Annotated in this window: 20 protein-coding genes; 8 read left to right on the forward strand and 12 right to left on the reverse strand. The window is 43.4% G+C overall.

All coding sequences use genetic code 11. The annotated features are described in order from the left end of the window. Positions 1 to 8: 8 nt before the first annotated feature. The 6 genes from AOG26_RS13675 to AOG26_RS13700 all read right to left on the reverse strand — a co-directional run bounded on the left by AOG26_RS13675 (position 9) and on the right by AOG26_RS13700 (position 7,842). On the reverse strand, positions 9 to 1,958 hold the full coding sequence (locus AOG26_RS13675; RefSeq protein WP_235575497.1) for an RICIN domain-containing protein: 1,950 nt from the start codon (positions 1,956 to 1,958) through the stop codon (positions 9 to 11). Positions 1,959 to 1,970: 12 nt separating this feature from the next. Then, complete coding sequence (locus tag AOG26_RS13680) at positions 1,971 to 3,182, reverse strand: aldose epimerase family protein (protein ID WP_054562993.1); 1,212 nt, start codon at positions 3,180 to 3,182, stop codon at positions 1,971 to 1,973. Between the two features lie 71 nt (positions 3,183 to 3,253). Further along, positions 3,254 to 3,838, reverse strand: a complete 585-nt coding sequence (locus tag AOG26_RS13685; protein WP_054562994.1) for an HAD family hydrolase — start codon at positions 3,836 to 3,838, stop codon at positions 3,254 to 3,256. Positions 3,839 to 3,974: 136 nt separating this feature from the next. Further along, positions 3,975 to 5,474, reverse strand: a complete 1,500-nt coding sequence (gene araA / locus AOG26_RS13690; RefSeq protein WP_054562995.1) for an L-arabinose isomerase — start codon at positions 5,472 to 5,474, stop codon at positions 3,975 to 3,977. A gap of 23 nt (positions 5,475 to 5,497) precedes the next feature. Continuing rightward, entirely contained in the window at positions 5,498 to 6,193 is a 696-nt protein-coding gene (locus AOG26_RS13695; protein ID WP_054552270.1) for an L-ribulose-5-phosphate 4-epimerase, read from the reverse strand. After that, positions 6,190 to 7,842 carry a ribulokinase gene (locus tag AOG26_RS13700; RefSeq protein WP_054562996.1) on the reverse strand — a complete coding sequence of 551 codons (1,653 nt, stop codon included), beginning with the start codon at positions 7,840 to 7,842 and terminating at the stop codon, positions 6,190 to 6,192. Before AOG26_RS13700 ends, AOG26_RS13695 begins: the two co-directional genes overlap by 4 nt. A gap of 231 nt (positions 7,843 to 8,073) precedes the next feature. Between AOG26_RS13700 and tal the strand changes: the two genes are divergently transcribed. Further along, positions 8,074 to 9,027 carry a transaldolase gene (tal, locus tag AOG26_RS13705; RefSeq protein WP_054562997.1) on the forward strand — a complete coding sequence of 318 codons (954 nt, stop codon included), beginning with the start codon at positions 8,074 to 8,076 and terminating at the stop codon, positions 9,025 to 9,027. Positions 9,028 to 9,146: 119 nt separating this feature from the next. Here tal and tkt read toward each other — a convergent pair whose 3' ends face one another. Beyond that, positions 9,147 to 11,147 carry a transketolase gene (gene tkt, locus AOG26_RS13710; RefSeq protein ID WP_054562998.1) on the reverse strand — a complete coding sequence of 667 codons (2,001 nt, stop codon included), beginning with the start codon at positions 11,145 to 11,147 and terminating at the stop codon, positions 9,147 to 9,149. A gap of 354 nt (positions 11,148 to 11,501) precedes the next feature. Here tkt and AOG26_RS13715 point away from each other — a divergent pair, with 354 nt between their 5' ends. The 5 genes from AOG26_RS13715 to AOG26_RS21075 all read left to right on the forward strand — a co-directional run bounded on the left by AOG26_RS13715 (position 11,502) and on the right by AOG26_RS21075 (position 19,773). Next, positions 11,502 to 12,389, forward strand: coding sequence for a MipA/OmpV family protein (locus AOG26_RS13715; protein WP_160316770.1), 888 nt, complete (start codon positions 11,502 to 11,504; stop codon positions 12,387 to 12,389). After that, positions 12,389 to 12,772, forward strand: coding sequence for a DUF3019 domain-containing protein (locus AOG26_RS13720; protein ID WP_054563000.1), 384 nt, complete (start codon positions 12,389 to 12,391; stop codon positions 12,770 to 12,772). The genes AOG26_RS13715 and AOG26_RS13720 overlap by 1 nt, the downstream gene beginning before the upstream one ends. Then, complete coding sequence (locus tag AOG26_RS13725; protein ID WP_054563001.1) at positions 12,772 to 13,482, forward strand: response regulator transcription factor; 711 nt, start codon at positions 12,772 to 12,774, stop codon at positions 13,480 to 13,482. Before AOG26_RS13720 ends, AOG26_RS13725 begins: the two co-directional genes overlap by 1 nt. A 135-nt stretch (positions 13,483 to 13,617) precedes the next feature. After that, positions 13,618 to 14,673 (forward strand): ATP-binding protein, encoded by a 1,056-nt coding sequence (locus AOG26_RS13730; RefSeq protein WP_152966967.1) that lies wholly within the window; start codon positions 13,618 to 13,620, stop codon positions 14,671 to 14,673. A gap of 159 nt (positions 14,674 to 14,832) precedes the next feature. Further along, positions 14,833 to 19,773 (forward strand): S8 family serine peptidase, encoded by a 4,941-nt coding sequence (locus AOG26_RS21075; protein WP_054563003.1) that lies wholly within the window; start codon positions 14,833 to 14,835, stop codon positions 19,771 to 19,773. A gap of 62 nt (positions 19,774 to 19,835) precedes the next feature. On the opposite strand, the gene AOG26_RS13740 is transcribed toward AOG26_RS21075, so the two are convergent. Then, positions 19,836 to 20,981: a DUF1624 domain-containing protein gene (locus AOG26_RS13740; RefSeq protein WP_054563004.1), complete on the reverse strand. Its 1,146-nt coding sequence runs from the start codon at positions 20,979 to 20,981 to the stop codon at positions 19,836 to 19,838. After that, positions 20,971 to 23,055, reverse strand: coding sequence for a TonB-dependent siderophore receptor (locus AOG26_RS13745; RefSeq protein ID WP_054563005.1), 2,085 nt, complete (start codon positions 23,053 to 23,055; stop codon positions 20,971 to 20,973). The genes AOG26_RS13740 and AOG26_RS13745 overlap by 11 nt, the downstream gene beginning before the upstream one ends. Before the next feature lie 178 nt (positions 23,056 to 23,233). On the opposite strand from AOG26_RS13745, the gene AOG26_RS13750 reads away from it, so the two are divergent. After that, a complete protein-coding gene (locus tag AOG26_RS13750; protein WP_054563006.1) occupies positions 23,234 to 23,698 on the forward strand; it encodes an energy transducer TonB family protein in 465 nt (154 codons plus the stop codon). A gap of 85 nt (positions 23,699 to 23,783) precedes the next feature. Further along, positions 23,784 to 24,029, forward strand: a complete 246-nt coding sequence (locus tag AOG26_RS13755) for a DUF3297 family protein (protein ID WP_171037140.1) — start codon at positions 23,784 to 23,786, stop codon at positions 24,027 to 24,029. Positions 24,030 to 24,089: 60 nt separating this feature from the next. On the opposite strand, the gene AOG26_RS13760 is transcribed toward AOG26_RS13755, so the two are convergent. From AOG26_RS13760 to AOG26_RS13770, 3 genes are read right to left on the reverse strand one after another with little or no spacing between them, the layout of a single operon-like run. Further along, a complete protein-coding gene (locus AOG26_RS13760) occupies positions 24,090 to 24,491 on the reverse strand; it encodes a MerC domain-containing protein (protein WP_054563008.1) in 402 nt (133 codons plus the stop codon). Positions 24,492 to 24,536: 45 nt separating this feature from the next. Further along, the gene (locus tag AOG26_RS13765; RefSeq protein ID WP_054563009.1) at positions 24,537 to 25,004 is read right to left on the reverse strand and encodes a Fur family transcriptional regulator; all 468 of its coding nucleotides are present in this window, start codon (positions 25,002 to 25,004) and stop codon (positions 24,537 to 24,539) included. Further along, entirely contained in the window at positions 25,001 to 25,504 is a 504-nt protein-coding gene (locus AOG26_RS13770) for a ZrgA family zinc uptake protein (RefSeq protein WP_054563010.1), read from the reverse strand. The genes AOG26_RS13765 and AOG26_RS13770 overlap by 4 nt, the downstream gene beginning before the upstream one ends. Between the last annotated feature and the right edge of the window lie 3 nt (positions 25,505 to 25,507).

Here is a 25,507-nt window from a genome sequence, read left to right on the forward strand (position 1 = left end):
CTTATAACTTAATTTGGTTCACGCAGATGGAACACTTGGCACTTGTTACCTAAATCAGGTTGTTGTGCGAAGTTAGTGTTTTCAGCTAAACCACAGTTACTTAAACCAAGCGCTTGTTTTGTGTAGCGGTTGATAAGCATCACACCACCACCTTCTACTGGAGCAATGCGCCACTGTGCTGTTTTCGCTGCACAAGAAGCCATCTCTACGTTGGCACCTGGTACTAAGGCGTTATCAGCTACCGCAGCACAGAACTCGCTGTCAGCGCTTTGTTTAAGGCTTACATAGCCTGTATCAGTTGGTGTGAAGAACCATTGTTGTGCATCTTTATGCGTGTAAGCTTGTTGCTCAACATTAGTACCCGCTTTAACCGTATCTGCTACGCTAAGTGCTTTACCACTTTGTTGGCTTAATACTACAACACTACCCATAGGGCGTAATTGCCAGTCGCCACACGCAGTTGCGTCGCTTTGTTGTAAAACCGCTTGGTTTTGTGCAGCAGAACAACCAGCAACCGCTAAAGGCTTGCCTGTGTAACGGTTTGTAATAGATACATTACCATCTGTGCTTGGTGCTACTTTCCATTGCTGGCAGAAGTTATTACGCCATGCTGCAGATTGTACTTTAGCATTATCTGCGTCATTACAGCTTTCAAGCTCTAAGAACTTGCTGTCTTCACGATTAGCTAAACGAACAAAACCATCTGTTGTTGCATCAATAACCCATTGACCATTGGTGCTTGCACACTGACGTTGCACAGCACGTGCATCTTGTGGATCAGCTGCGATGTCTAAACATAAGCCGCTAGTTGCATTCACTAATTGATAGCGCTGACCTTGTACTCGCGTTACCAGTGGACCGTATTCACCTGATGGCGGAGCTACCTCAACGCCTGGTGTTAATGGTTTACCAAAGCTTGGCGTGCCATCGTCGTTCCAAGTAAATTTTTGCGCACGTAATGAACGCGTCGCACTACAACCGTGCTCTACCGAATCATTACCGTGATAAACTAACCAGTCTTCTGTACCGTCTGGCGATGTGAAAAAGCCGTTGTGACCTGGGCCAAACACTTCTTCTGTACGCTCAAATACTGGCTTGTCGTATTTTTTCCAGCTGCTCGCTTTAAGTGGGTCGTCACCAACAAGCTCAAGCATACCTAGTTTGTAATCAGGAGTATTACAGAAGCTTGCTGAGTACGTCATAAACGTACGACCATTGTGCTGTAAAATTTCAGCACCTTCAGTTACTTTACGGCCACTGATTTCCCAATCTAGCTCAGGACGCGTGATCACTGTATGCGGTGAGTTCTCTTTCAGTGTCCACGGGTTTTCCATTTCAGCGATAATGTTTAATTGCTGATCGCCTTGCCATTGTGAGTAAATCACATATAGCTTGTCTTTGTATGTTAAGTAGTTTCCGTCGATGTTCCATACGTTAGGCATTAATGCGCCCTTGTATTCGTATGGACCCATAGGATCGTCACCAGCACTTTCTAATACATTTAAGTGTTGGTTATCTAAAGTGCCATCAGTACCCGCTGTGTACATCATGTACCAACGGTAGCCGTTTGGCCCTTTTAAGCGATGGAATTCAAACGCCCAAAAGTTACAACAGCGCTCAGGGTTTGAATCAGACCAAACATTGACAGGTGTTGCATCAGCAAGGCCAGCTAGTGTTGGTGATTTACGCATCACTAACTCAGATGTCCATGTTGTTGTGGTTAGGTAATAGTTACCATCCCAATACTCAAGCCATGGATCGGCGCCATTAGGAAAAAGTGGGTTGGTAAAAATACCATTATCTTGGATTGGCGCTTTTTCTGTGGCTGCCACGTCAGTTTTCTTAGCTGTGTTGTCTTCAGCTGTAGTCTGACAACCAGTCAGTGCACCAAACGACAAGGCAAATACGCTGGCTAAGCCAGCCTTTTGCATTGCGCTTTTAAGCTTTGTTGTTTTCACGATTGTGTTCCTTTATTTTGTACCAAATTCGTACACGATGCGTGTTGAATACACGTCACCCGGTAATAATGTTGTGCTTGGGAACGTTGGCTGATTTGGTGCATCAGGGAAATGCTGTGGCTCTAAACAAAAACCACTTCTGAAATTATGCACTAAGCCAGACGCTTGCACAGTACTACCGTCTAAGAAGTTACCTGAATAAAACTGTACTGCAGGCTCTTCTGTGTAAACTGTTAACGTACGGCCAGAGTTTGCTTCGTAAACCGTCGCAGCTTCAATAAGCTCATTGCTTGGCGTGTCTTTAAGCACAAAGTTATGGTCATAACCTTTACCAAGTTTCAGTTGTTCATTGCTTGCTTTGATATCTTGACCGATTGCTTTAGCTGTACGGAAGTCAAACGGTGTGCCAGCCACATCCATCAACTCACCAGTTGGGATCAAGCCGCCATCCACAGGTGTAATTGCTTTTGAGTTGATTTGCATTTGGTGATCAAGAATGTCGCCTTTACCCGCTAGGTTGAAGTAGCTGTGTTGCGTCATATTGATGATGGTAGGCTTGCTTGTTGTAGCAATAAACTGCATATCTAACGTGTTGTTGTTCGTTAGTGTGTAAGTCACTTCTGTCGTCACTTCACCCGGGTAGCCTTGGTCGCCATCAGGACTCACCAAGCTTAAGGTAACACCGGCACTGTTTTGCGTCGTGAACGGTGTCATGTTCCACACTTTTTTATCGAAACCTTGCACACCACCATGTAAGTGGTTGTCACCATCGTTAGTTGCTAATTGGTATTCAGTGCCATTTAACGTGAATTTACCGTTTGCGATACGGTTACCAAAACGACCGATGATTGCACCGTAGTAAGTTGTCGCTTTTGTGTATGCTTCTAGGTTATCTAAACCCAGTACAATATTACCCATTTCGCCTTTTGCATCAGGTGTTTCAATACGCGTAATAATGCCGCCGTAGTTGATTACATCAACGCTAATACCATTGCTGTTAGTCAGCGTTACTTGATTAACCGGCGTTTGATCAGCCAGTACGCCATAGGCCGTCATTGATGCTGAAGGGGAAGTAGTCATATTGTCTCCTTGATGAGCACAAGCTGGTGTAAGGGCAATCCCACATGTCACCAACAATGCATAAAGCCCGCGCGACTTTTTCGTGTTCGAACTGGCTGTTTGATGAGTTGTTTTTAAACCTTGGAAAACACATTGCAATGACATATGAATAACCTTTTTGTAATTGTATTTATAGTTTTATAATACAAATAAGGGTGTCATTGCAACTTTAATCGCTAAAGTTGGATTTTTCCGCCTTTCACCATGATGCAATCCATTCCAGCACTTTTGGCAGCTTGATAACCAATTTGCGTGTCTTCAAACACCACACATTGGCTTGGCTCAACACCTAATTGCTCTGCCACTTTTAAGAATGTTTCTGGGTTTGGTTTGCCTTTACTAACATCACTGGCAGTCACTAACGCACCAATTTTATTAATTAAATTGGTATCAGTAAGATGATCAATTGCATGTTCGCGGTCAGCGCCTGTGCCAACGCCCATAGGCAATACACCATGGTACTTTTCAAGTACTGCGACGGTTTCGTCAATTACTAGCGGTTGGTGCTGTAAATCAACCCAAAACTGGTGTTTATCTTTTGCCACAACCATAGGGTCGTGTTCTAAACCAAATTTTTCGTTAAGCATTTCAATTGTTTTAACGGTCGGAATGCCACCTAAGCTGTACATGTAGTCGTAATCGAATGGGTAGCCATAGGCTTCGCAAGCTTTTTGCCATGCCTGTAAGTGACTGCCCATTGAGTCAATTAAGGTGCCATCCATATCAAAAATAATGCCTTGGTAGGCGCTTAAATCGATCATATCTACTCCTAAAATGTTTCGCTTCACAATAGCATAAGCCAGCGAAGAGCGAGGCTCATCACTGGCTTAATCGACAACAAAATTTGGGGTGAACGTGCTCACACACAGCACGTTCTAGTACATAAAGTACTAATTCTTACACGCCACGTTTTAGCATGTAGTAAGCTGCGTTATGACGAAGCTCTGTTTTGAAACCACGGATCGTCGTATCGTTATCGATGATCATAGTTTCAACGCCAGCCATTTCAGCAAAATCGATAATCATATCGGTTGTTACTGCTTGGCTGTATGCAGTGTGGTGTGCACCACCGGCGTGGATCCATGCAGCTGATGCTACAGATAGATTTGGTTTTGGTTCCCAAAGCGCTGAAGCAACAGGTAAGTGAGGTAAATCAGCTGGCGGAGCCACTGTATCTACTTCGTTGATTAGAATACGGAAACGGTTACCCATATCAATTGGTGATACGTTGATTGCAGCACCCGGTTTTGCAGTAAACAATAAACGACCTACATCACATTTAACACCGATAGTGTGCTGGTGAACTTCAAGACGTGGTTTTTGTGCTGCAATTGAAGGACACACTTCTAACATGTGCGCGCCAAGTACTTGGTCAGTCTCACCCATGTTGTAAGTGTAATCTTCCATGAATGAACAACCACCGTCACGGCCTTCACCCATTACTTTCATAATGCGTACCATAGCAGCTGTTTTCCAGTCACCCTCACCACCGTAGCCATAGCCTTTCGACATTAGGCGCTGTGTAGCAAGACCCGGAAGACCAGAAAGACCTGATAAGTCTTCAAAACAGTTAGTGAATGCTTTAAAGCCGCCTTTCTCTAAGAAACGCTCCATACCAAGCTCTAAACGTGCTTCGTTGCGTAGCATTTTCACTGCGTAATCGTCTTGTAGAGTTTCGTCAGCAATTACGTAGTCTTGCTTATAAAGCTCTAACTGTGCATCAACTTCTTCTTCAGTGATAGTATCAACCACTTTAACAAGCTCAGCGACACCAAACGCGTGTACTTCATAACCAAAAGTAATTTGCGCTGAAACTTTGTTACCTTCAGTAACTGCAACTTGACGCATGTTGTCGCCAAAACGCGCAACTTTAAGTGTTTGGCTTTCTGCCCAACCTTTTGCCGCACGACACCAGTCATCTAACTGCTGTTGTACGTCAGCACGTTGCCAGTGACCTGCAACAACTTTACGCTCTTTACGCATTACAGTACCGATGAAACCGAACTCACGGTCACCGTGTGCACTTTGGTGCGTATTCATGTAGTTCATGTTGATGTCAGACCAAGGAAGGGCTGCATTGAACTGAGTATGAAGGTGTAACCAAGGCTTACGTAATTCGCTTAGGCCAGCAATCCACATTTTCGCAGGTGAGAAAGTGTGCATCCATAAAACTAAACCAACACAGTTAGGATCCGTATTTGCCGCTTGGCAAACAGCGTGAATTTCTTCAGGTGACTTAACGGTAGGCTTACATACCAAGTTTACTGGTAGATTAGCTTCGCTGTTTAAGCCCGCTACAATTGCTTCGCTGTCTTTGGCAACCGTTTCTAACACCTTAGGACCATAAAGATGTTGTGAGCCGGTAACAAACCAGACTTCTTTCGTCATCGTCGTCATGTTAATAATCCTCTAAATTCTTGCTATTTGCTCTGACCGTAATACGCGTTTTTACCGTGCTTACGTAGATAATGTTTATCCATCACTGCTTTTTTAAGTTCAGCTGCGTGTGGATCTAAAGTGCGTGTTAAATACGCCATGCGTGCAATCTCTTCGAGTAGCGCGGCATGGTATACAGACTGAGCGGCATCTTTACCCCACGTGAAAGGCGCATGACCCGCAACAATCACCATAGGTGCAGCTTTCGGATCGCGGTCTTGATACGCATCAGTAATTTGAATACCGGTTTCTAATTCATAATCGCCATTCACTTGCTCATCGGTTAACTCACGAGTACAGGTGATGTCACCGTGTACATAGTCAGCGTGAGTTGTGCCAAGGCAAGGAATGCTTTGTTTTGCTTGCGCCCATGCAGTTGCATAGGTCGAATGCGTGTGTGTTACACCGCCAATTGCATCGAAGTGGCGATATAAATGAACATGCGTTTTAGTGTCAGAAGACGGACGCATAGACCCTTCAACAATGTTGTTTTCAAGGTCGACGATCACCATGTCGTCGGCTTTCATTTGGTCGTACGATACACCACTTGGTTTAATTGCAATCACGCCTTTGTCACGGTCGATTTGCGATACGTTACCAAAGGTATAAATTACTAAGCCACGACGTTGCAGCTCCATGTTCGCTTCATAGACTTCACGTTTTAGTTCAGTAAAACTCATGCTTTGTCTCCGTTTACATAGCTTGCAAGTGCTTGGTAGTTGGCATAAAGCTCGTCATACACAGCAACGCGCTCAGGGTTTGGTAAATACTGATGACATACAGACGACGCCATAACTTTTTGAGCATCTGCCACTGTTGCGTGCTCACCCGCAGCAACCGCAGCCATAATTGCTGCACCCAATGCACAGCTTTGCTCACTTTCTAAAACGTCGATTGGGCAATTCCAAACATCGGCACAGGTTTGCATTACGTAGTCTGATTTTTTAGAAATACCGCCGATAACAACCACTGACTCGATTGGTACGCCTTCGCTACGGAAACGCTCAGTGATAGCACGTGCGCCAAACGCAGTTGCTTCAACAAGTGCTTTGAAGAACTTAGGTGCATCAGTGCCCATTTTTAAGCCTGTTAATGCCATGGCAACGCTTTGGTCAGCATCTGGCGTTCGACGACCATTTACCCAATCAAGCGCAGTTACATCGTTGCTTGTTACAGGCAGTGCTGCCGCTGCTTTTGATAGATCAACTAAGATTGAATCTTCTAGCTTGTTAACTAACGCTTGTTCAGCGTCTGATAAATTTGTAAGTTGGCGAGTTGGCCAAAGTACTAGGTTTTTGAACCATGCGTATAAATCACCAAACGCAGATTGACCGGCTTCTAAGCCAATTAACCCAGGGATTACTGAGCCATCAACTTGACCACAAATACCTTTAACGCAAGTATCACCTAGTTGTTCTTTAGACGTTACTGTGATGTCACACGTTGAAGTACCCATTACTTTAGTTAGAACGCCAGGACGAACATTGGCTGCTACTGCGCCCATGTGACAGTCAAATGCACCGTAACCAATCACGATACCTTGTGGTAAACCTAGCTTCTCGGCCCACTCAGCAGTTAAGTTGCCAGCAACTTGGTCGCTTGGCTCTGTAGTTGCATTTAACGTATCAACAACACCATCTAATAGTGGATCGATATTGCTGAAGAAACTGTTTGGTGGGAAACCGCCCCACTGCTCGTTCCACATTTGTTTGTGGCCCGTTGCACAACGACCTAGCTTTAATGCTTCAGGGTGTGTTGTGCCGCACATTAGCGCGGTCATCCAATCGCAGTGCTCAACCCATGAATATGTGGCTGCTTTAACACTGCTATCAACGCGGAAAATATGTAATGCTTTGGCCCAGTACCACTCAGAAGAGTAGATACCGCCCATGTGTGAAAGGTAGTTCACATCGTTGTTAGTTGCAGCTTCAGTGATTTCATTTGCTTCTTTAATAGACGTATGGTCTTTCCACAAAATGAACATTGCATTTGGGTTTTCTGCAAATTCTTCAGTTAATGCCAGTGGTGTACCTTGGCTATTAATTGCTACAGGAGTTGAGCCTGTCGTATCAAAGCTCATACCCACTACTTTGTCTGCAGTACCTGCTGGAACTTGTGACCAAAGACCATTTACTACTTCTACAAGGCTATCAATATAGTCTTGTGGATGCTGACGAAACTGATCTTTACTTGGGTCACAATATAAACCTTGTGCCCAGCGCGGGTAGTTTACTAAATGGCTGGCAAGTTCTTCACCAGTCGCAACATCAACGAGTAATGCTCTTACCGAGTCCGACCCGTAGTCTAATCCCAACGTATAACGAGACATAATTACCTTTCACTAATTGCTTACTAACATTGTTAGTCATTATCTTTATTTGTATGATAATATCAACAATACCAGATTGTAAAGGTATTATAAAAATATTATTAACAGGATTATTTGCTGCTGGCGGGCGATTTATTGCGCAGTTCCTCTGGTAGATTAGATTGTTTTTTCAGCACAAATAATAGGTTAAAGCCACTACATTAACTTTTGTATGATAAGAATGGGATAACTATGTCTAGTCAATTAGAACAACTTAAAGCAGTAACAACCGTTGTTGCTGACACGGGTGATTTTGAAGCAATCAACGAATATAAACCGCAAGATGCTACAACAAACCCATCACTAATCTTAAACGCGATTCAAATTGAGAAATATCGCCCACTTGCTGCAGAAGCCGTATCATGGGCAAAAGCACAAAGCAGTGACACAGCAGAAGTTGTAACAAAAGCAGCTGATAAGCTAGCAGTATTAATTGGCTCTAAATTAATGGAGCAAGTGCCAGGTTTAGTTTCAACAGAAGTGGATGCGCGTTTATCATTTGATACTCAAGCAACTGTTGATAAAGCACTTGAGCTTGTTGCTTTATATAAAGAGCAAGGTATCGACACATCGCGCGTGTTAATCAAAATTGCTTCAACATGGGAAGGTATTCAAGCAGCTAAAGTACTTGAAGCACAAGGTATCCGTTGTAACCTAACGCTGGTATTTGCATTTGCTCAAGCACGCGCTTGTGCCGAAGTAGGTGCTTACCTAATTTCACCATTCGTTGGTCGTATTCTTGACTGGTACAAAGCACAAGATGCAAGCGCTGATTTCGACGGTGCTAACGATCCGGGCGTTAAGTCAGTAACGCATATCTACAATTACTTCAAAAAGCACGGCTACGAAACGATTGTAATGGGCGCAAGCTTCCGTAACATCGGTGAAATCCAAGAATTAGCAGGTTGTGACCGTTTAACTATCAGCCCTAAGTTACTTGCTGAACTAGCTGCAACTGACGCACCATTAACTCAAAAACTATTACCAGCAACAGAAAAAGCAGAAGCGCCAGCTGCAATGACTGAGCAAGCTTTCCGCTGGGAAATGAATGAAGATGCCATGGCTACTGAAAAGCTAAGCCAAGGTATTCGTCAGTTCGCAATTGACCAAGAGAAACTAGAGTCAATCTTAAGCGAATTAGTTTAAACCGATTGTTTAAGCAGCAAAAAGCCCGCAAACCAAAGTTTGCGGGCTTTTTTATTGCCTGCCTTTTAGTAAAAGCAGGCTTATCGTGTTGCGATTACGATAATTTTTTACCAGTCACATTATTCAGCAAGTAATGCGTTTGCTTTTGCAACTAGATTTGCCACTGTGAAACCAAAATGCTCAAGCAATACCGCGCCTGGCGCTGACTCACCAAATGTGTCCATGCCTAGTACATCACCATCTTGGCCAACATACTTGAACCAGAAGTCACGGTGTGCAGCTTCAACAGCAATCTTAGGTGTACCCGCTGGTAGCACGCTTTGACGGTATGCTTTATCTTGGCTATCAAACTGATTCGTTGATGGCATAGATACCACGCGAACTTGCTTGCCTTGTGCTTTTAGCTCAGCAGCAGCATTCACAGCTAACTCTACCTCAGAACCTGTTGCAATAAGGATAAGCTCTGCAGTTTGTTCGCTATCAACAAGTACATAACCCCCTTTTGCAATGTCAGCAACTTGCTGTGCATCACGTGCCATTGCTTTGGTACCCTGACGGCTGAAGATAAGTGAACTTGGGCCTGTCTCTTTTAATAACGATTGACGCCAAGCTACTGCTGTTTCAGTTTCATCACACGGACGCCATGCAGTCATATTTGGTGTCATACGAAGGTTAGCGATTTGCTCGATTGGTTGGTGAGTAGGACCATCTTCACCTTGACCGATTGAGTCATGGGTATACACAAAAATGCTTTGCGCTTTCATTAATGCTGCCATACGTACTGCATTACGTGCGTATTCCATAAACATTAAGAAAGTTGCGCCAAATGGAATGAAGCCACCATGTAATGCAATACCATTCATGATTGCGCTCATACCAAACTCACGTACGCCATAGAATACGTAGTTACCATCAGCTGCATCTTGTAAACCTTTTGCTTCTGGCCATAAGGTTAAGTTAGAACCGGCAAGGTCAGCAGAGCCACCCATTAATTCTGGAAGTTGGTTAGCAAAGAAGGTGATCGCGTTTTGTGATGCTTTACGTGTCGCAATGTTTTGCATGTCGGCTTGGCATTTAGCAATGTACTCATCAGCTAATTCAGCGAAGTTAGCTGGTAATGCTTTTTCAAGAACACGACGTGTATATTCTTTTGCAAGTTCAGGGTGTGCTTTGCTATAAGCTGCAAATTTTTGCTGCCATGCACCTTCAAGCTCTTGGCCTTTCGCTTGATTATTCCACTCGTTATAAACTTCTTGTGGAACTTCAAATGCAGGGTGCGGCCAGTTTAGCTGCTCACGTACTGCTGCGATTTCGTCGTGACCCAGTGGTGCACCGTGACAGTCGTGGCTACCTGATTTATTTGGCGAGCCAAAACCAATCACTGTTTTACAACAGATTAGTGTTGGTTGCGTAGTGTTGCTTTGTGCCGCTTCGATTGCACCCGCAATTGCATTCATATCGTGACCATCAACATCACGAATAACTTGCCAACCGTAAGATTCAAAACGTGCAGGCGTATCGTCGGTGAACCAACCTTCGACTTCACCATCGATAGAGATGCCATTGTCATCCCAAAATGCGATTAGCTTGCCTAGGCCTAATGTACCTGCCAGCGAACATGCTTCGTGCGAGATACCTTCCATTAAACAGCCGTCACCCATAAAGCAGTAAGTGAAGTGATCAACAATATCAAACTTTGGCTTATTGAATTGTGCTGCTAAAGTTTTTTCAGCGATTGCCATACCAACTGCGTTAGCAATACCAGAACCTAATGGGCCTGTCGTTGTTTCAACACCCGGAGTATAACCATATTCTGGGTGACCCGGTGTTTTAGAGTGAAGCTGACGGAATTGCTTAATATCTTCAATGCTTACGTCGTAACCGCTTAGGTGTAACAATGCATATTGAAGCATTGAACCATGGCCATTTGATAACACAAAGCGGTCACGGTTAGACCAGTCTGGGTTTAATGGGTTATGGCGGTGAAAGTTTTGCCACAATACCGCTGCAATATCAGCCATACCCATAGGCGCACCTGGGTGGCCAGAATTAGCTTGTTGAACGGCATCGACAGCAAGTATGCGAATAGCATTTGCAGATTGAGAACTAGGCAGAGTCATCTTATTAGCTTCCTGTTAATATTATAATATAAATAATATCGCAAAAACTCACTCAAATAGCAACTTAATAAACCGCCATGCCAGTAATGACGTGTATTTAGGGCCATTTTGTACCGCTAAGCGCAGGTTTTAACACCATTTTATTGTTAATAACTTTTTCTAACTAAAGAAATGACGACACCGCTCAAAATAACCAAACCAAATTAGTGAAATATGCTTATTTATCAAGCAATTTACTTAACTAATTCAGGTTACAAAAACCAGACCTTGCTACAATTTGGTACATTATTTCATTGTTCAAGCCATTGATAACAACTTAATGTTAACAGGATTTTTCATTAAGGTTGTTTATTTGTGACTGTTCTAGGTAGTTGCTCACTTGGGCTACGAGTTTTATTTCTAATTAGTGCATTTTGCCTTTCACCAATGGCAAGCAGCACTGACTCTGCGTATTTAGCAGATGAAGGAGTAAGCCTTGGTTTAAGCTTAGGTTATGGTCAACTCGACAACCCAGTTTATAAAAAAGACGACATTCCTCTTTATGCCCTACCGCGTATTGAAGTATTTGCCGGTGACTTTTCATTTGCAAATACTCAGTTTGCTTGGACACCCGTGTGGGGCGATAACTATCAAGTGTCGTTATTCACCCAACTCAATGAAGATGGGCTGTATTTTGCCAAACACTCAGCAGCACTAACTGCAATTAGAACAACCAGTGGCCGCCCTTCAATGACACCGCCACCACCCGGTTCAAGCATTGAAGCACCGTTAGTGATAAAACGCCGCGGTGATATTACTAAAATATCAAAACGTAAACTGTCGGCCATGAGCGGTATTGAAGCGATTGTTGACTGGCAAAGCTGGCGTTTTAGCGCGTATTGGTCAATGGAGCTCACCAACTATCACAAAGGGTTACAAGGCGCATTATCTGCACAGCGCTTGTTTTTATTTGATCAGCACCTAGTTTTGCTCGGCGCAGAAATACAACATTTAAGTGCTGGTTTAGTGGATTACTACTATGGCAGCGCACAACAAGAGATACGAGCCGGATTTAGCCCTTTTTTAGGTCACTCTAGTCAAAAGTACAATCTAAAAGCCAGTTACCAATATCAGTTTAATCAACAATGGCAATTTATAAGCGATATAAAATACCAGCGCTTATCATCGGGTATTGCCGATAGCCCCCTCGTTGATGACAGCAACTTACTGTCTTTTTATGCTGGCTTTGCATGGAATTACTGATGATGTTTCGTACTAAGCTTTTTTCACTCTTATTCATTTTTAGCCTCGCGTTTGTTAGCAGCACATTCGCACAGGCAGGTTATATCGAGGCAACACCAGAAAACTGTGTAACGGTAGAGCAAGATTGCGTGATGGATGTATCGATTAATTGGTATACCGAAGTCAGCGAAACGGTGTGCATTCGTGTGACTGATCAACAAATTAGGCTGTTCTGCCAAAAGCCAAATCAAGGGCAGAACTTTGCAATCACAGTGCAAAACAATCGCAACATTGTTTTAGAGCTACTGAGCGAGCAACTAGAACCATTAGAAAGCACTGAAATTAGTTTATTCCACCAGCATGTTAAAAAACGCCGACGTGATATCGCATGGAGTATTTTTTGATGAGCCAACATACTATTTTGTACATTGAAGATGATTTAAAACTTGCCCAGCTAGTCTCTAATTATTTAACTGAACATGGCTATACCATTGAGCACTTTGAAAGTGGTTGCCATGCCTGTTATCAAGCAAGCTGCAAAAAGTACGACCTAATTTTGCTTGATATCGGATTAGGATCAGAAGATGGCTTTGAGGTATTTAAAGAACTAAAACAATACCAAGATACACCAATTATTTTTATGACGGCAAGACAGAGCCAAGTCGATCATATCACTGGCCTTGAGCTAGGCGCCGATGATTACCTAACCAAACCTGTTTCCCCGTCCATTTTATTAGCGCGAATAAATAACACGATTCGTCGCAGCCAAGCTGTTAAACCAACAAGCACCACTCACAACGCGCACAATATTCGTTTTGGTTCTTTAAGTATCAATACAATTCAGCGCGAGGCTTATTTGCATAGCCAGCCACTTGAATTGACCAGTGCAGAGTTCGAAATACTGATCCAATTAGCTCAATCAGCGGGTCAGTTGGTCAGTCGAGACCAATTATTTGATGGTACCATTGGCCGTAAATACGATGGTCAAAGCCGCACTATCGATGGCCGCATTAGCCGCTTACGCAAAAAGCTCGGTGACGAAGCGGTGCCAGCACAAAAAATCGTCACAGTTTGGGGTAGAGGATATATTTTTTCTCCACAAGCGTGGGGTTAATGCAGTTTGTTACGCCTGTTTTGTTATTTGTATTTAACCCTCGCAGTTTGCCTGGGGAGCGCCGCTTGGTTACTAGAAACCTATTTTCCAAGCCCACCAAGTTACAGTACAGAGCAACAATTAGCAGAGAGTATATTGAGTCTTGCCCCCAATAACCCTGATATTAAACAAACACCTCTGGCGAACTTTTACCTTGGTGAACAATTACAGGCATCACTTTTAGCAGGTCAGGTGATTAGCGTTAACGATGCTAATAACAAGCTTTACTTTCATAAACTTACCGATGATAGACAGACCTTATTAAGCATTGGCCCCTACAGCCAGCCTGCTGATCAGGGTTATCAGTCTTTAGTAAGCCTTCTGTTTTACTCTAGCCTTGCCTTAGCTGTGGTGATTTTTACAGGCCCACTGCTGTTTGACTTAAATAAACTGCGCAAGGCCAGTAGTAAAATGTCTAATGCCGACTTTACAGCACAAGTGCACTTCACACGCTTTAGCTTGCTAAAGAGCATTGGCGATACTTTCGATAACATGGCTTTAGCGCTTCATAACCGTAATCAAAGCCAACGCGAATTGATCAATGCCGTTTCTCATGACTTTTTAACGCCTATATCGCGGGCTAAATTCGCCCTCGAAGCAGTCGTTGATAACAACGCTTATCGGCACAGTGTGTTGCAAGACATTATTGAACTTGAGCTATTAGTCGAAGAGTTTTTAACTTATGCCGAGCTTGAACAATGCGAGCCCACCTTGTTAGTAAAAGACTACTGCCCAGACGAGCTATTACAGCCCTGCATTACTAAATTTCAAAACTATAGCCCTTTGGCTATTCGCCTTGACTGCGAATTAACAGCCATTTGTGTTGATAAACAAAGCTTTCAACGCTTATTGCAAAACTTACTCGGGAACGCGGTTCGCTTTGCTAAAACGCAAATTCATATCAGGCTTTCACAATGCGAAAACGGCACTTTGCTAGTGATTGAAGATGATGGCCCAGGGATCCCAGAACACATGCGCGCCAGCCTCATGCAACCATTTTCAAAAACCGCTTCGGTGCACCAAACAGGCTACCAAGGTGTTGGGCTTGGCTTATCAATCGTTAAGCAACTATGCCTATGGAATAACGCAAAATTTAGCTTAGATAACGCACAAACCTTAAGCGGAGCAAGAGCAAGCATCTTGTTTCGATAAACAGTTTTTCAGTAAAAATGTACCAAGCTGTAACATTGTGTGCCAATTGTTTACATTTCATTGATGTTATAGTCACAACTCAACACTATCCCTACTGATTACAACCGTTCGCCGCTGCGCGAGCTCATAATTATAATCCTTCGAGGGAAGTTAGATCACATGTTCAATATGAAAAAAGTATCAGTAATGGTCGCATCTGCACTTTATTTAGGTGTAGGTACGTCTGCTGCTGCGCTAAATGACCAGGCATGGCCAGAACAGCCAGCAGGCTATGCGCCAAAGCAAACCGTTAGCAATGAATTTGTGTGGGAAGACAAGGTTAATAACACAGTTAAAAAGCAAAGCCGCGTTTTCACACCAGAGAAAGATATTAGTGGTATTCAAACTTATATCGTGCAACTGGACGATGCACCTATTTCGACTTACCAAGGAGGTGTTAAAGGGCTTGCGAGCACTAAAGATGTGGTAATGCAGACACAACAAGCAACAGCGCGCTCAACGCTTAATATGGCGCAGCCTGCGATTGCAACTTACGCTAATCACCTAGCAAGTAAGCGTCAATCAGTTGTTAATGCCGCAATGAGCCAGCAAGGCTTACAGCTAAATGTTGAGCGTACATTCAATGTGACATTAAACGGTTTCACCACCCAAATGACACAAGATGAAGCGAAGCGCCTTGCTAAAGTGGCTGGTGTTAAGAAGATCACTCGCTCAAAAATCTACAGCCTAAATACTTTTAATACCATTGAGCAAACTGGTGCTTCTGCACTGTGGAGCACAAGTGCTAGCAACCCGAGCAGCAACAAAGGTGAAGGCACGGTTGTAGGTATCATTGATACGGGTATCAATACCGATCACCCATCATTCGCAGCAGTAGGCGGCGATGGCTACACTCACACCAACCCTCTAGGCGACAAGTACCTAGGTGACTGTGCAACCGCCGAATTTGCTGATCTGTGTAACGACAAGCTAATTGGTGTTTATTCTTACCCTGAGATCACCGCAGCCTACGTTGATACTGTGTTTGAAGAGACTCGCCCTGAAAATGGTGAAGACTATCATAGCCATGGTTCACACGTTGCAGGTACAGCGGCAGGTAATATCCTTTACGATATTCCTTACAAACTGACAGAGTATGAAAGCCAATCATCTGGTTTAGAAACCAATGTAACTTTCCCGCAAGTATCAGGTATGGCACCTCATGCCAATATCATTTCATACCAAGTATGTTGGCCGGGTAACTCTGGCGACCCTTATGCAGGCTGTCCAACAAGCGCAATTTTAGCTGCTGTAGAACAAGCAGCGATTGATAATGTTGACGTACTGAACGCTTCATTAGGTGGCCTTGAAGAAGATCCATGGAGCGACCCAATTGAGCAAGCGTTCATGAATGCGGCTGAAACCGGTGTATTTGTGGCGGTAGCGGCAGGTAACAGCGGCCCAGAATATTCAACGGCTGACCACTCTTCACCTTGGGTAACCACAGTTGCAGCTCATACGCCTTCAACCAAAGTCAATTTTGGCAACAAACAACTTAAAAACCTAACTGGTGGCGATACTGCAGCGCCAGGACCATTTGCTGGTGCAGGTGTTAACTTTAACGGGCTAACAGGTTTAATCGTTGCAGCGACCGATTTTGAAAATCCAAATGAAAGCTCAAGCTATGCACTTGCCAACTGTGACAAGCCATTCCCTGAAGGTACATTCGATTTAGTGGATGATCCTGCAACTGCTATCGATGAAAGTGCGCAAGACGTGATTGTCGTATGTAAGCGTAGTTCTTACCCACTATACTCTAAATCGTTAAACGTAGAGGCAGGTGGTGCAGAAGGTTTAATTATTTATAACCATGTATCATTTTACGATCGCTACACGATTCCTTCAGTGACTTACCCTATCCCTACCATTCACATTAAAAACGTCGATGGTACGAGCTTACTTGACTGGCTAAGCACAGGCGACAGCCACATGGGTACCATTGAAGCAACCGAAGGCACCGTAGATACTGTAGATAAAGACCGCATAGCTTACTTCTCTGGCCGTGGTCCATCATACTTTGGCTTTGACACCTTACTTGTAGACCTTGCTGCTCCGGGTGTTGATATCTATGCGCCATCATCAGACGATCAACCATTTACTAGCAACCCAGCGACTTCAGACTGGCAATCTATGTCTGGTACATCAATGGCAAGCCCACACGTTGCGGGTGCAGCAGCATTGTTAAAACAATCTCATCCTGATTGGACACCAATGCAAATTCAATCAGCATTAATGTTAACTGCAAACAACCAACTTGGTATGGCTCGCTATTTAGATAATTATGCTGATGATGGCTTTGATGCGGCACTTGCTGAAATGGGTTCAGGTAAAATGCAAGTTGAACGTGCTGATAAAGCGGGCCTATTGCTTGATGAAAGCATTGCGAACATGAGTGCAGCCAACCCAAGCCTTGGTGGCCGTGAAAAAGCACTAAACACAGCTTACATGGTAGATAATGACTGCGGCTTTAAGTGTACGTTTATCAGGACCTTCAAGGCAACTGAAGATGCAAGCTGGACGCTACACACTGAAAGCTGGATTGGAAATAGTACGATTAGTGTTGAGCCAGCGCAATTTGATATTAAAGCGGGCGAAACTCAAAGCATTGTTGTCACTGTAGAAGCACATCAAAATGCGACACCACAAGAAACGGTTGACTACACAGGTAACCAAGGTCAATTAATTCTAACGTCTAGCAATCCTGAATCGCCAGTACTTGAAATGCCTGTATGGACCTACGTTGGCGATACAGGTTTACCTGAATTTATTAAGGTTGATGCACACCGCCGCTCTGCGACGATGAAAGTCGGTCCATTTAATACTTCTGAAATTAGTAATCTAACAACACAATCGTACGGCTTAGTAAAAGGCCAAGTTGAAACAGTACACCTATTCAACGACACCACACCAGGCGACCCATTCGATAGCGTAGAGGTTGAAGGTGAAGCTGTGAACAACAACCACATTCAGTGGACGACAGTGCCTGAAGACGCAAAAATGTTCAGCGCAAGCATTATGAATGAGCAGTCTCGCGTATTGGTCTTTATGGGTAAAGATAGTAATGGTGATGGCATCGCGTCTTTTGAAGAAACGCTATGTATGTCAACTAGCTACACCCTAACTAACTTCTGTAACATTGTTGATCCTGAAGCGGGTGAATATTTTACGTTATACATGAGTCTACAGACTCTATCGTATGGCGAAGTTGATGAAGGTATTGAAGTCTCATTTGCGACAGCGGTGACCACTGAAGACAATGGCTCACTCACTGTAACAGGACCAAACAGCGTACCGGGTTATGACGAACTGGAGCTTGACCTTGCTTATAACCTACCTGATATGGAAATTGGCGATATTTACTTCGGCGGCTTTGATATTGGTAGCAACCCTGAAGATGCAGGCAATCTTGGTTTTGTGCCAGTGATCATCGAGCAAGTTGATAAAGACGTGACCTTTACGGCCAACAAAAACAAAGCTTATGTAGGTGACTTAGTTGACTTCGAAATCAGCGTTATTGCTAATAACGAAAATGAAGCGCGTCAATTTGCACTAAACACTGAGTTCCCTGCGGGCGTAGACATTGTTCCTGACAGCATTGTCGCATCTAACTCAACGCCAGTAACACCAATGCTAGATAGCAACGCTCTAGCACTAGTTGGTGTTCAAGAGACGACTAAAAATGTTGAGCGTAATTATAACATTACCACCAACATCACAGACGAAATGTGTTCATTAACATCGGCGCATTCACCAGATCCTTACTACTTAGAACTGCGTGAGCTTGGCTGGCGTACATTAGAAGGTGTTGAAGGTCGTTACTACAACGAGTTTGAGTACACATTTAAAGAAATCATGAACACCAACCTTGATGTGTCATTCCCATTCTTTAACAAGTACCACTTTGACTCAATTAAACTTAACCCAGCTGGCTTAGTCACATTTGGTTCGCAAGGTCGTACAACGCCATTCCACGTTGAACTGCCAGAAGGTTACACTCAGCCGCCACCGCCGCCTTACCTAATCGCACCATTCTGGGTTGGTGACAACATGATCCCAGAGCGTGTTGATGGTGGTTACGGTAACTATGACGCCAACGCAGGTATCACACCAACTTACACGGTATCGCGTGAGTGGTTAGTACTTGAGTGGGATAATATCCAGCGTTCTAGAACTGAAGGCCAATCAGTTGATGTTGAAATGTTCATGCGAATGGGCATTGACTATGAGCCAGGTGAATACGAGCTACTATTTGCTTACGACAACCTAAGCTTAGTTGATGCACAAGGTTCTATCGGCTTGAAAGCTGCTGACGGCCGTGGCTTTATCAGTGGTGATATTCCTATCGATTTAAACATCGGTAACAAGTACGGCTTCGACAATATGGACGAAGTACTACACGACAAACTGGTTGTGTGTCTTGACTACACAGGCCCTGAAATATCTAAGTTTGACGTGAAATTCCAAGCGTACATTGGTGAGCAAGCGGCGAATCAAACGCATCAACTATCACTTACAAATGGTTTAGTTGGCGCAGATGATGAAACCATCACCCTTGATCTTGAAGTTATCGGTAACCTAGAAATGGCAGCCTTAACTGATATGTCGGTGGCAGAGAACGAAACGATTAGTTTTGACGTGCTTTATGCTGACGAAAACCAAGTGAGCAACCAAATCGACGTGTTAGGTGAAAACTTCACTTATGAAGTATCTGGTCACACATCAGGTAGCACTGTGACTATCACGCCAGCGGCGCACTTCCATGGTGATATTGATGTAACAGTAAAAGTTAGCGACAGCGTTAACCCAACTGATGCAGCAATGAGTTCATTTGTATTATCGGTGATGTCTGATGGTGAAGAGCTTGGCTGTACTGACAGCTCAGCAACTAACTATGATGAAAGCGCCAATACTGACGATGGTAGCTGTACTTTCCCTGAGGCAGTGATTCCAGAGACTGAGGTTGAAAAAGACAAGAAATCATCAAGCGGTTCATTCGGCTGGTTATTACTAGCTGTTGCACCACTGATGGCACTTCGTCGTAAAAAATCTCGAATTAACTAAGGATTAGTTAATTAGGATAGTTAAGAGTAATGCCGATATGCTTAGCATATCGGCATTTTTCATTATAAATACTTTAACCAAGGCTTGTTAGCCTTACGCTTGTATTCACTAAACGTCTTGGTTGGCCAATAAAGTCCTATTGCCAGCAGCAAAGTAATAAACCAAATACCTGAGATATCACTGACTCCTAAATATTGCCCTTGATTTGCCCCCCAGATCAGCATGCCTATTTGATACATAAAGAGCAGTACATAGAGGTGGAAAATATAAAAGAACATAGGCACAGAGCCATATACACGTAGCGCATTAGTAACGCGGTTGAGTGGCCTTTCAAATAACCATAAGCCAACAAACATGCCTGCTAACGTGATCAGCAAAAAGCTCAGTGACGGTGGATACTTAGTCACGTTAAACACCGACATCATGGTTTCTGTTGTGGTGCTAAACGTTTGCCACGGCAAGGTTTCACCATAAATATTAAAACCACGCAGCAGCGCAAATAATCCCACACATAACAGGGCTAACAGCAGCAATGCTCGTTTACGTGAATCCGCTGATTGAGTGTGCGCATATAAAGGACCTGCACAGTAACCCAATAAAATAACGCCAATCCAGGGCAGCACAGGGTAGCTAATTTTTATGTCGATTAAACCACCTTGTGATAGATAGCCTCGGTCATGCAAAATAGTCCACAGCGAGTAACCAAACTCATCGGGAGTAAAGCTGATAGGGGTCAGTAAATTGTGGCCAAATACAATAACCAAACCAAGCACCAGCAATAGGTTGCGTGGCAGCTTAATCAGTAATGCTAACGCCAGCATACAAAGGCCAATCGCCCACATCACTTGTAGCCAAATGGTGTGGTAGTAACCCATCCAAGAAAAACAAATCAGGGTCACTTCAAGGGCGATTAAAAATAGCCCTCGCTTGATTAAAAAGCTTCGAGCCGAGCGCGCCACACCACTTGCTGGGTGACTATAAAGCCACGCCGACAAACCGGTTAAAAAGATAAAGGTTGGCGCACAAAAGTGCGCAGCAAAGCGGCTCCAAAAAAGCCCCGGCGAAGTTGTATCAACCACCATGGGATCGGCTACCTGCATGTGCAAGAAAAACCGCTCTCGCACATGATCAAGTAACATCAGCAGAATAACGACACCACGCATGATGTCGATACTGTGAATACGGCTTTTAACTTGCTCAGAAGTCATAACTTACGCCAAGTTTAAATTGCGTCGGCGCACCTGGGTAGGCCCACAATGCATTGTAAGAACTAGCAATATACTGTTCATCAAACACGTTATCGACATTCAATGATACCGAAGTACGTTCAGTCGCTCGCCATTTAGCGAATAAACCAACAGTTTGGTAACTCGGTAAACGGAAGGTGAGATCAGCAGGGTCACCTAAGCGGTCAGACACATATTGATAATGACCACCAATCTTTATTTCTTGTGCGAATAGACTTAGGTCATGGTTTAAGCCAATCGAAAGGTTATTCTTTGGTACGTTCACAAGTGGGCTACCTTTAGGAATTGGCACTAACCAATCAACATTTAGACTGTCTGTTGCAGTCTCGGCATCAACATAGGCATAAGATAGGTTGTACTCGGTATTGTCACCCAATGAACCTGTTAAATCTAACTCAAAACCTGTGCTATTTGCTTTACCTACAGGTGTTGAATAACCCACATTTACTGGATCTGCCACCAGCATGTTGCTCTTGCTTGCATCAAAATAAGCAAGCGTACCGCTGATATTGGCGTAGCTAAATTTAACACCCACTTCAAACGAGTCACTTTCTTCAAAACCGAATGGATTACCTTCAGCATCGGTGCCACTCAGTGGTAAAAAGCCTTCTGAATAGCTTGAGTAAAGGTTAATGTCGTCATTAAGTGCGTAAACCACACCAAAACGTGGACTAATGCGGTTTTCTTTGCTGTTTGATGCCACACCAGACTTAGTCTCAAAAATATCTTGTTCAATTTCATCAAAACGCAGACCTAACATCACTTTTAAGTTATTGGTTAGATCTAGTTGGTCTTGCAGGTAAATACCGTACGCATTTTGTTGTTCGTTATTTTCGTACTGCATGCCCACTTCAGGGCCTTCAGTAGCGCTGTACTCTGGCTCATAAATATCAATGGTATAAGTACCATTACCACCACGGTAGCGATAAAGCCCAGTGCGCAGCTCATAGTCGTAACCGTCAACACCAATCAATACATGGTTGGTGATACCGGCAACATCAAAGTGACCGCTTAATTCAAAACGCAGCGATAAATCATCAGACTCATAGTCACGGTATCTGTGCTGGCGAGTTAAAGTTCTACCATCATCAAATAATGACTGACGCGATGGTGAAAGCTCAGCATCTGACGAATAACCCGTTAACGTTGCAGTACGGTAACTAGCACCTAATAACAAGCTCCAATCTTGGTTTAGATCGTTGCTGTAATTTAATTGATGGCCGCGTGAGTGCACCTTAGTTGGTGCATCATTTGGATTACCTAAAAAGCGTGACTCAGGCACGGTATCAAAATCACCATTTAACACCACAATACCGCGGTCATACATTTGCTGTTGATCAACATACTCAAACTCATAAGTCAGCGATGAGTTATCGTTGATTTGATAATAAAGCGAAGGCGTAATCACGAATTTGTCGTGGTGTACATAGTCTCTGAAGCTGTCGCTATCTTGCCATGCGCCATTGATACGAAATGCTAAATCATCGCTTAAACCGTTAGTGTAATCACCTTGAATACGCTTGTGATCATCGCTACCCAACTCAGCTTGAAGTTGCCCTTGCTGATAAAACTGTGGCTTTTTAGTAATAATGTTTACGGTACCACCCGGCTCCGAACGGCCATAGAGTGCCGAGCCTGGTCCTTTTAATACTTCGATGTATTCAATGTTTGATACATCACGCGGGCCTGCAAAGCCGCGACCACCACTAAAACCGTTAACTAAGTACCCAGACGGCATATTTTCGTTACCAGACAAACCACGAATTGAATAGCTATCCCACAGTGCTCCACCATTATTCTTACGAGTAATACTGGCAGAAAAATCCAGTGCATCACGAAACTTTGTAATACCGTTATCAGTCATCATGTCTTTACTTAATGTGGTGATCGATTGCGGTAAATCTTTTGTTGGAATATCACCACGAAACGCCTGTTTATGTTCAATGGTGATCGTTTCGATATCGCTGTTATCAGCTGCATGTGTATTCGCTGCAAACGCCGCAGCTAAGGCTAAACTAAGAGTTGAGTACTTCATAAGGTCTGATTGTAAAAGTTAAGAGAAATGATTTGTTATAAAATAACATAAATAAAAAATAGGTTATAGTATAACAATACATTTATCCCTTAATTTTTAGCCAAGCCTCTAGTTTACAAAGATAATTTTTAACGCTAAATTTGAGGTGGATTAAAAAACAAACAAGTTAAGGAAAGCTATGTATAAATCACTTTTAGCATTAACGCTCGTATGCGCATCAATCAGCTCATTCGCAAACCCTGATTTATCACGTAAATTTCCATTTGTTGATATTCAAGCCCAGGTACTCGATACCACTACAGATAAGCCTAGCTGGCAACGGCTGCCACCAATGCACCATGTACAATACCCGACAGGGCTGCTAAATCGACAAGGCAGTGGCTGCGCAATTGTCAACTTTCAGGTAACGCCAGAAGGCGATGTGAAAAACTTAAATATTGAAAATTCAGCGCCAAAGCGCTTTAGTAAAGACGTTAGAAAGGCAGCAAGGCAAATAGTGAGAGACTGGCAATGGCCAGAGCGCACGGATGAACAAGTAATTGAGTTAACCATGCGTTTTGACTACTGCTTAACACACGACTTCGACAAAAAGAGTGAAGCCGTTGCCATGTGCGTTGAGCATTCAGAACAAGCCTGCGAGTAAACAATAAATTTGCCGTGTAGATACTTGAGCCAATGCCAGCTATTGCCTACAATGGCGCACAATTTATTCAATGCAGATCGCAACTATGACTGATACACAAAAACCAGAATTACCAAACCAACTTTCTATCAATCCACGTAGTAAATTTTATGTGGAAGAAGTTTTCGAGCATGAAATTGGTGTAAAACTTAACGGCAAAGAGCGTTTTGACGTTGAAGAATATAATATCAGCGAAGGCTGGATCAAAGTCGCTTCTCCAAAAGCCCTTGATCGCCGCGGCCAACCTTTACTATTAAAAGTAAAAGGCACTGTAGAAGTATTCTACAAGTAATTCAGTTTTGCTGAATTAGCTTGTTGGCCAACACAATGGTTGGCCAACAAGTTTATATCTTTACGAGCTTAGGCACTCAGCCCCTCGTTTTTTCCCACACAAGCGAAAGTTAAACCAATGCCCGGTGACGACAAAGAGCGAACCCAATAAAGTAAGTACTTTTTCGCCAGCCTCACCAATAACATTTTCGCCAAGCAGCACCGCTGCAGACAACAACACCAGCCCTGCACCTCCTAGCATCAATAATCGATAACGTTTATGTTTTTTACACCCTAAAAATAGTGCTAATAAGCTGCTTGGCAGTACCGCAACTAACATCCAAAAATGAAATTGCTCGTTACCTAAACCCAGTGCTGCAGCACTAGGTAATAAAACCAATAACACAGGCACAGCTAAACAGTGAATAGCACACATAGCTGATAACCCGATGGCAAACTTGTCCATTATTTCTTGTAATTTCACTGAATAATTCCTACAAAATTGAACACATGAATTATAAAAAGTGCATCAAGCAAGTTTTGCTTGGCACTCATTGCATACTCCCAGCATTTCAAATTGCTTTGTTTGTGAGGTAAAACCTGCATCATCAAAATGAGGGAAAAGCTTTGCAACATCACTGTGTGAAACCGCTAAAGTCTCAACTTTTTGGCAATGACGGCAAATCAAAAACAAAGAAGTCTCACGCTTAGAAACCTCACTGTCGGTACCGTAAGCGATATATTTGTTAGCACTATTAAGCCTGCGAACAAGGTTTACCGACTCCAAAAAGCTCAAGATTCGATAAACAGACATAACAGATACACTTGAACTTGTGCGCAGCTTGTAGCAACTGGCTAATTCGTAGGCCGATAACGGCACGTCTGTGGTTAGTAATATTTGCAGTATTTGCTTGCGCTGAATGGTGAACTTTCTACCATGCTCAAGGCAAACCTGCTTCGCTTTATTAAGTGTGCTGGTTAATCGCTGTTTATTCATAGCGGCCACTCAATATAAGGTTTTGTTGCTGTCAGCTCTGCTATCCCGTGCGCTTGCTCTGTGATCCACTGTGCTTCGATAACAGATATTGCTTCAGCCCATGCAAATAAAGTAACTGTGACTTTAGAGACGGGCTTATCACAGCTAAACGAGTATTCAACTTCTAAGTCTTGATGTGCATGATGAGTGTGATGCTCAAATGGGTTTTCAAAATTAGCTTGAGTAAGCTTACATTCGCCGTTAAATGTCACTAACTGCTGTGAATTTGCTAATTGGGCTAACGTTTGTTTAATGGTTTGCTTTTGCTCAGCTGTCTCGGGTTGATGCTCAAAGCCAAAAATATCTCCAGCCGGTAAAATGAACTTAACCTGCCATTTGTTTTGATCATGAACCACAAAAAGCACTCCCTCACCATGTGAGTGATGATGGTGTTGTTGCCCTTGAGCTGAAAAGATACATCCAACCATAAAGCATATCACTGCTAATTTTGCTGCTTTCATAAC

Source organism: Pseudoalteromonas sp. UCD-33C (assembly GCF_001306895.1).
In the GTDB taxonomy this organism is placed as follows: domain Bacteria; phylum Pseudomonadota; class Gammaproteobacteria; order Enterobacterales; family Alteromonadaceae; genus Pseudoalteromonas.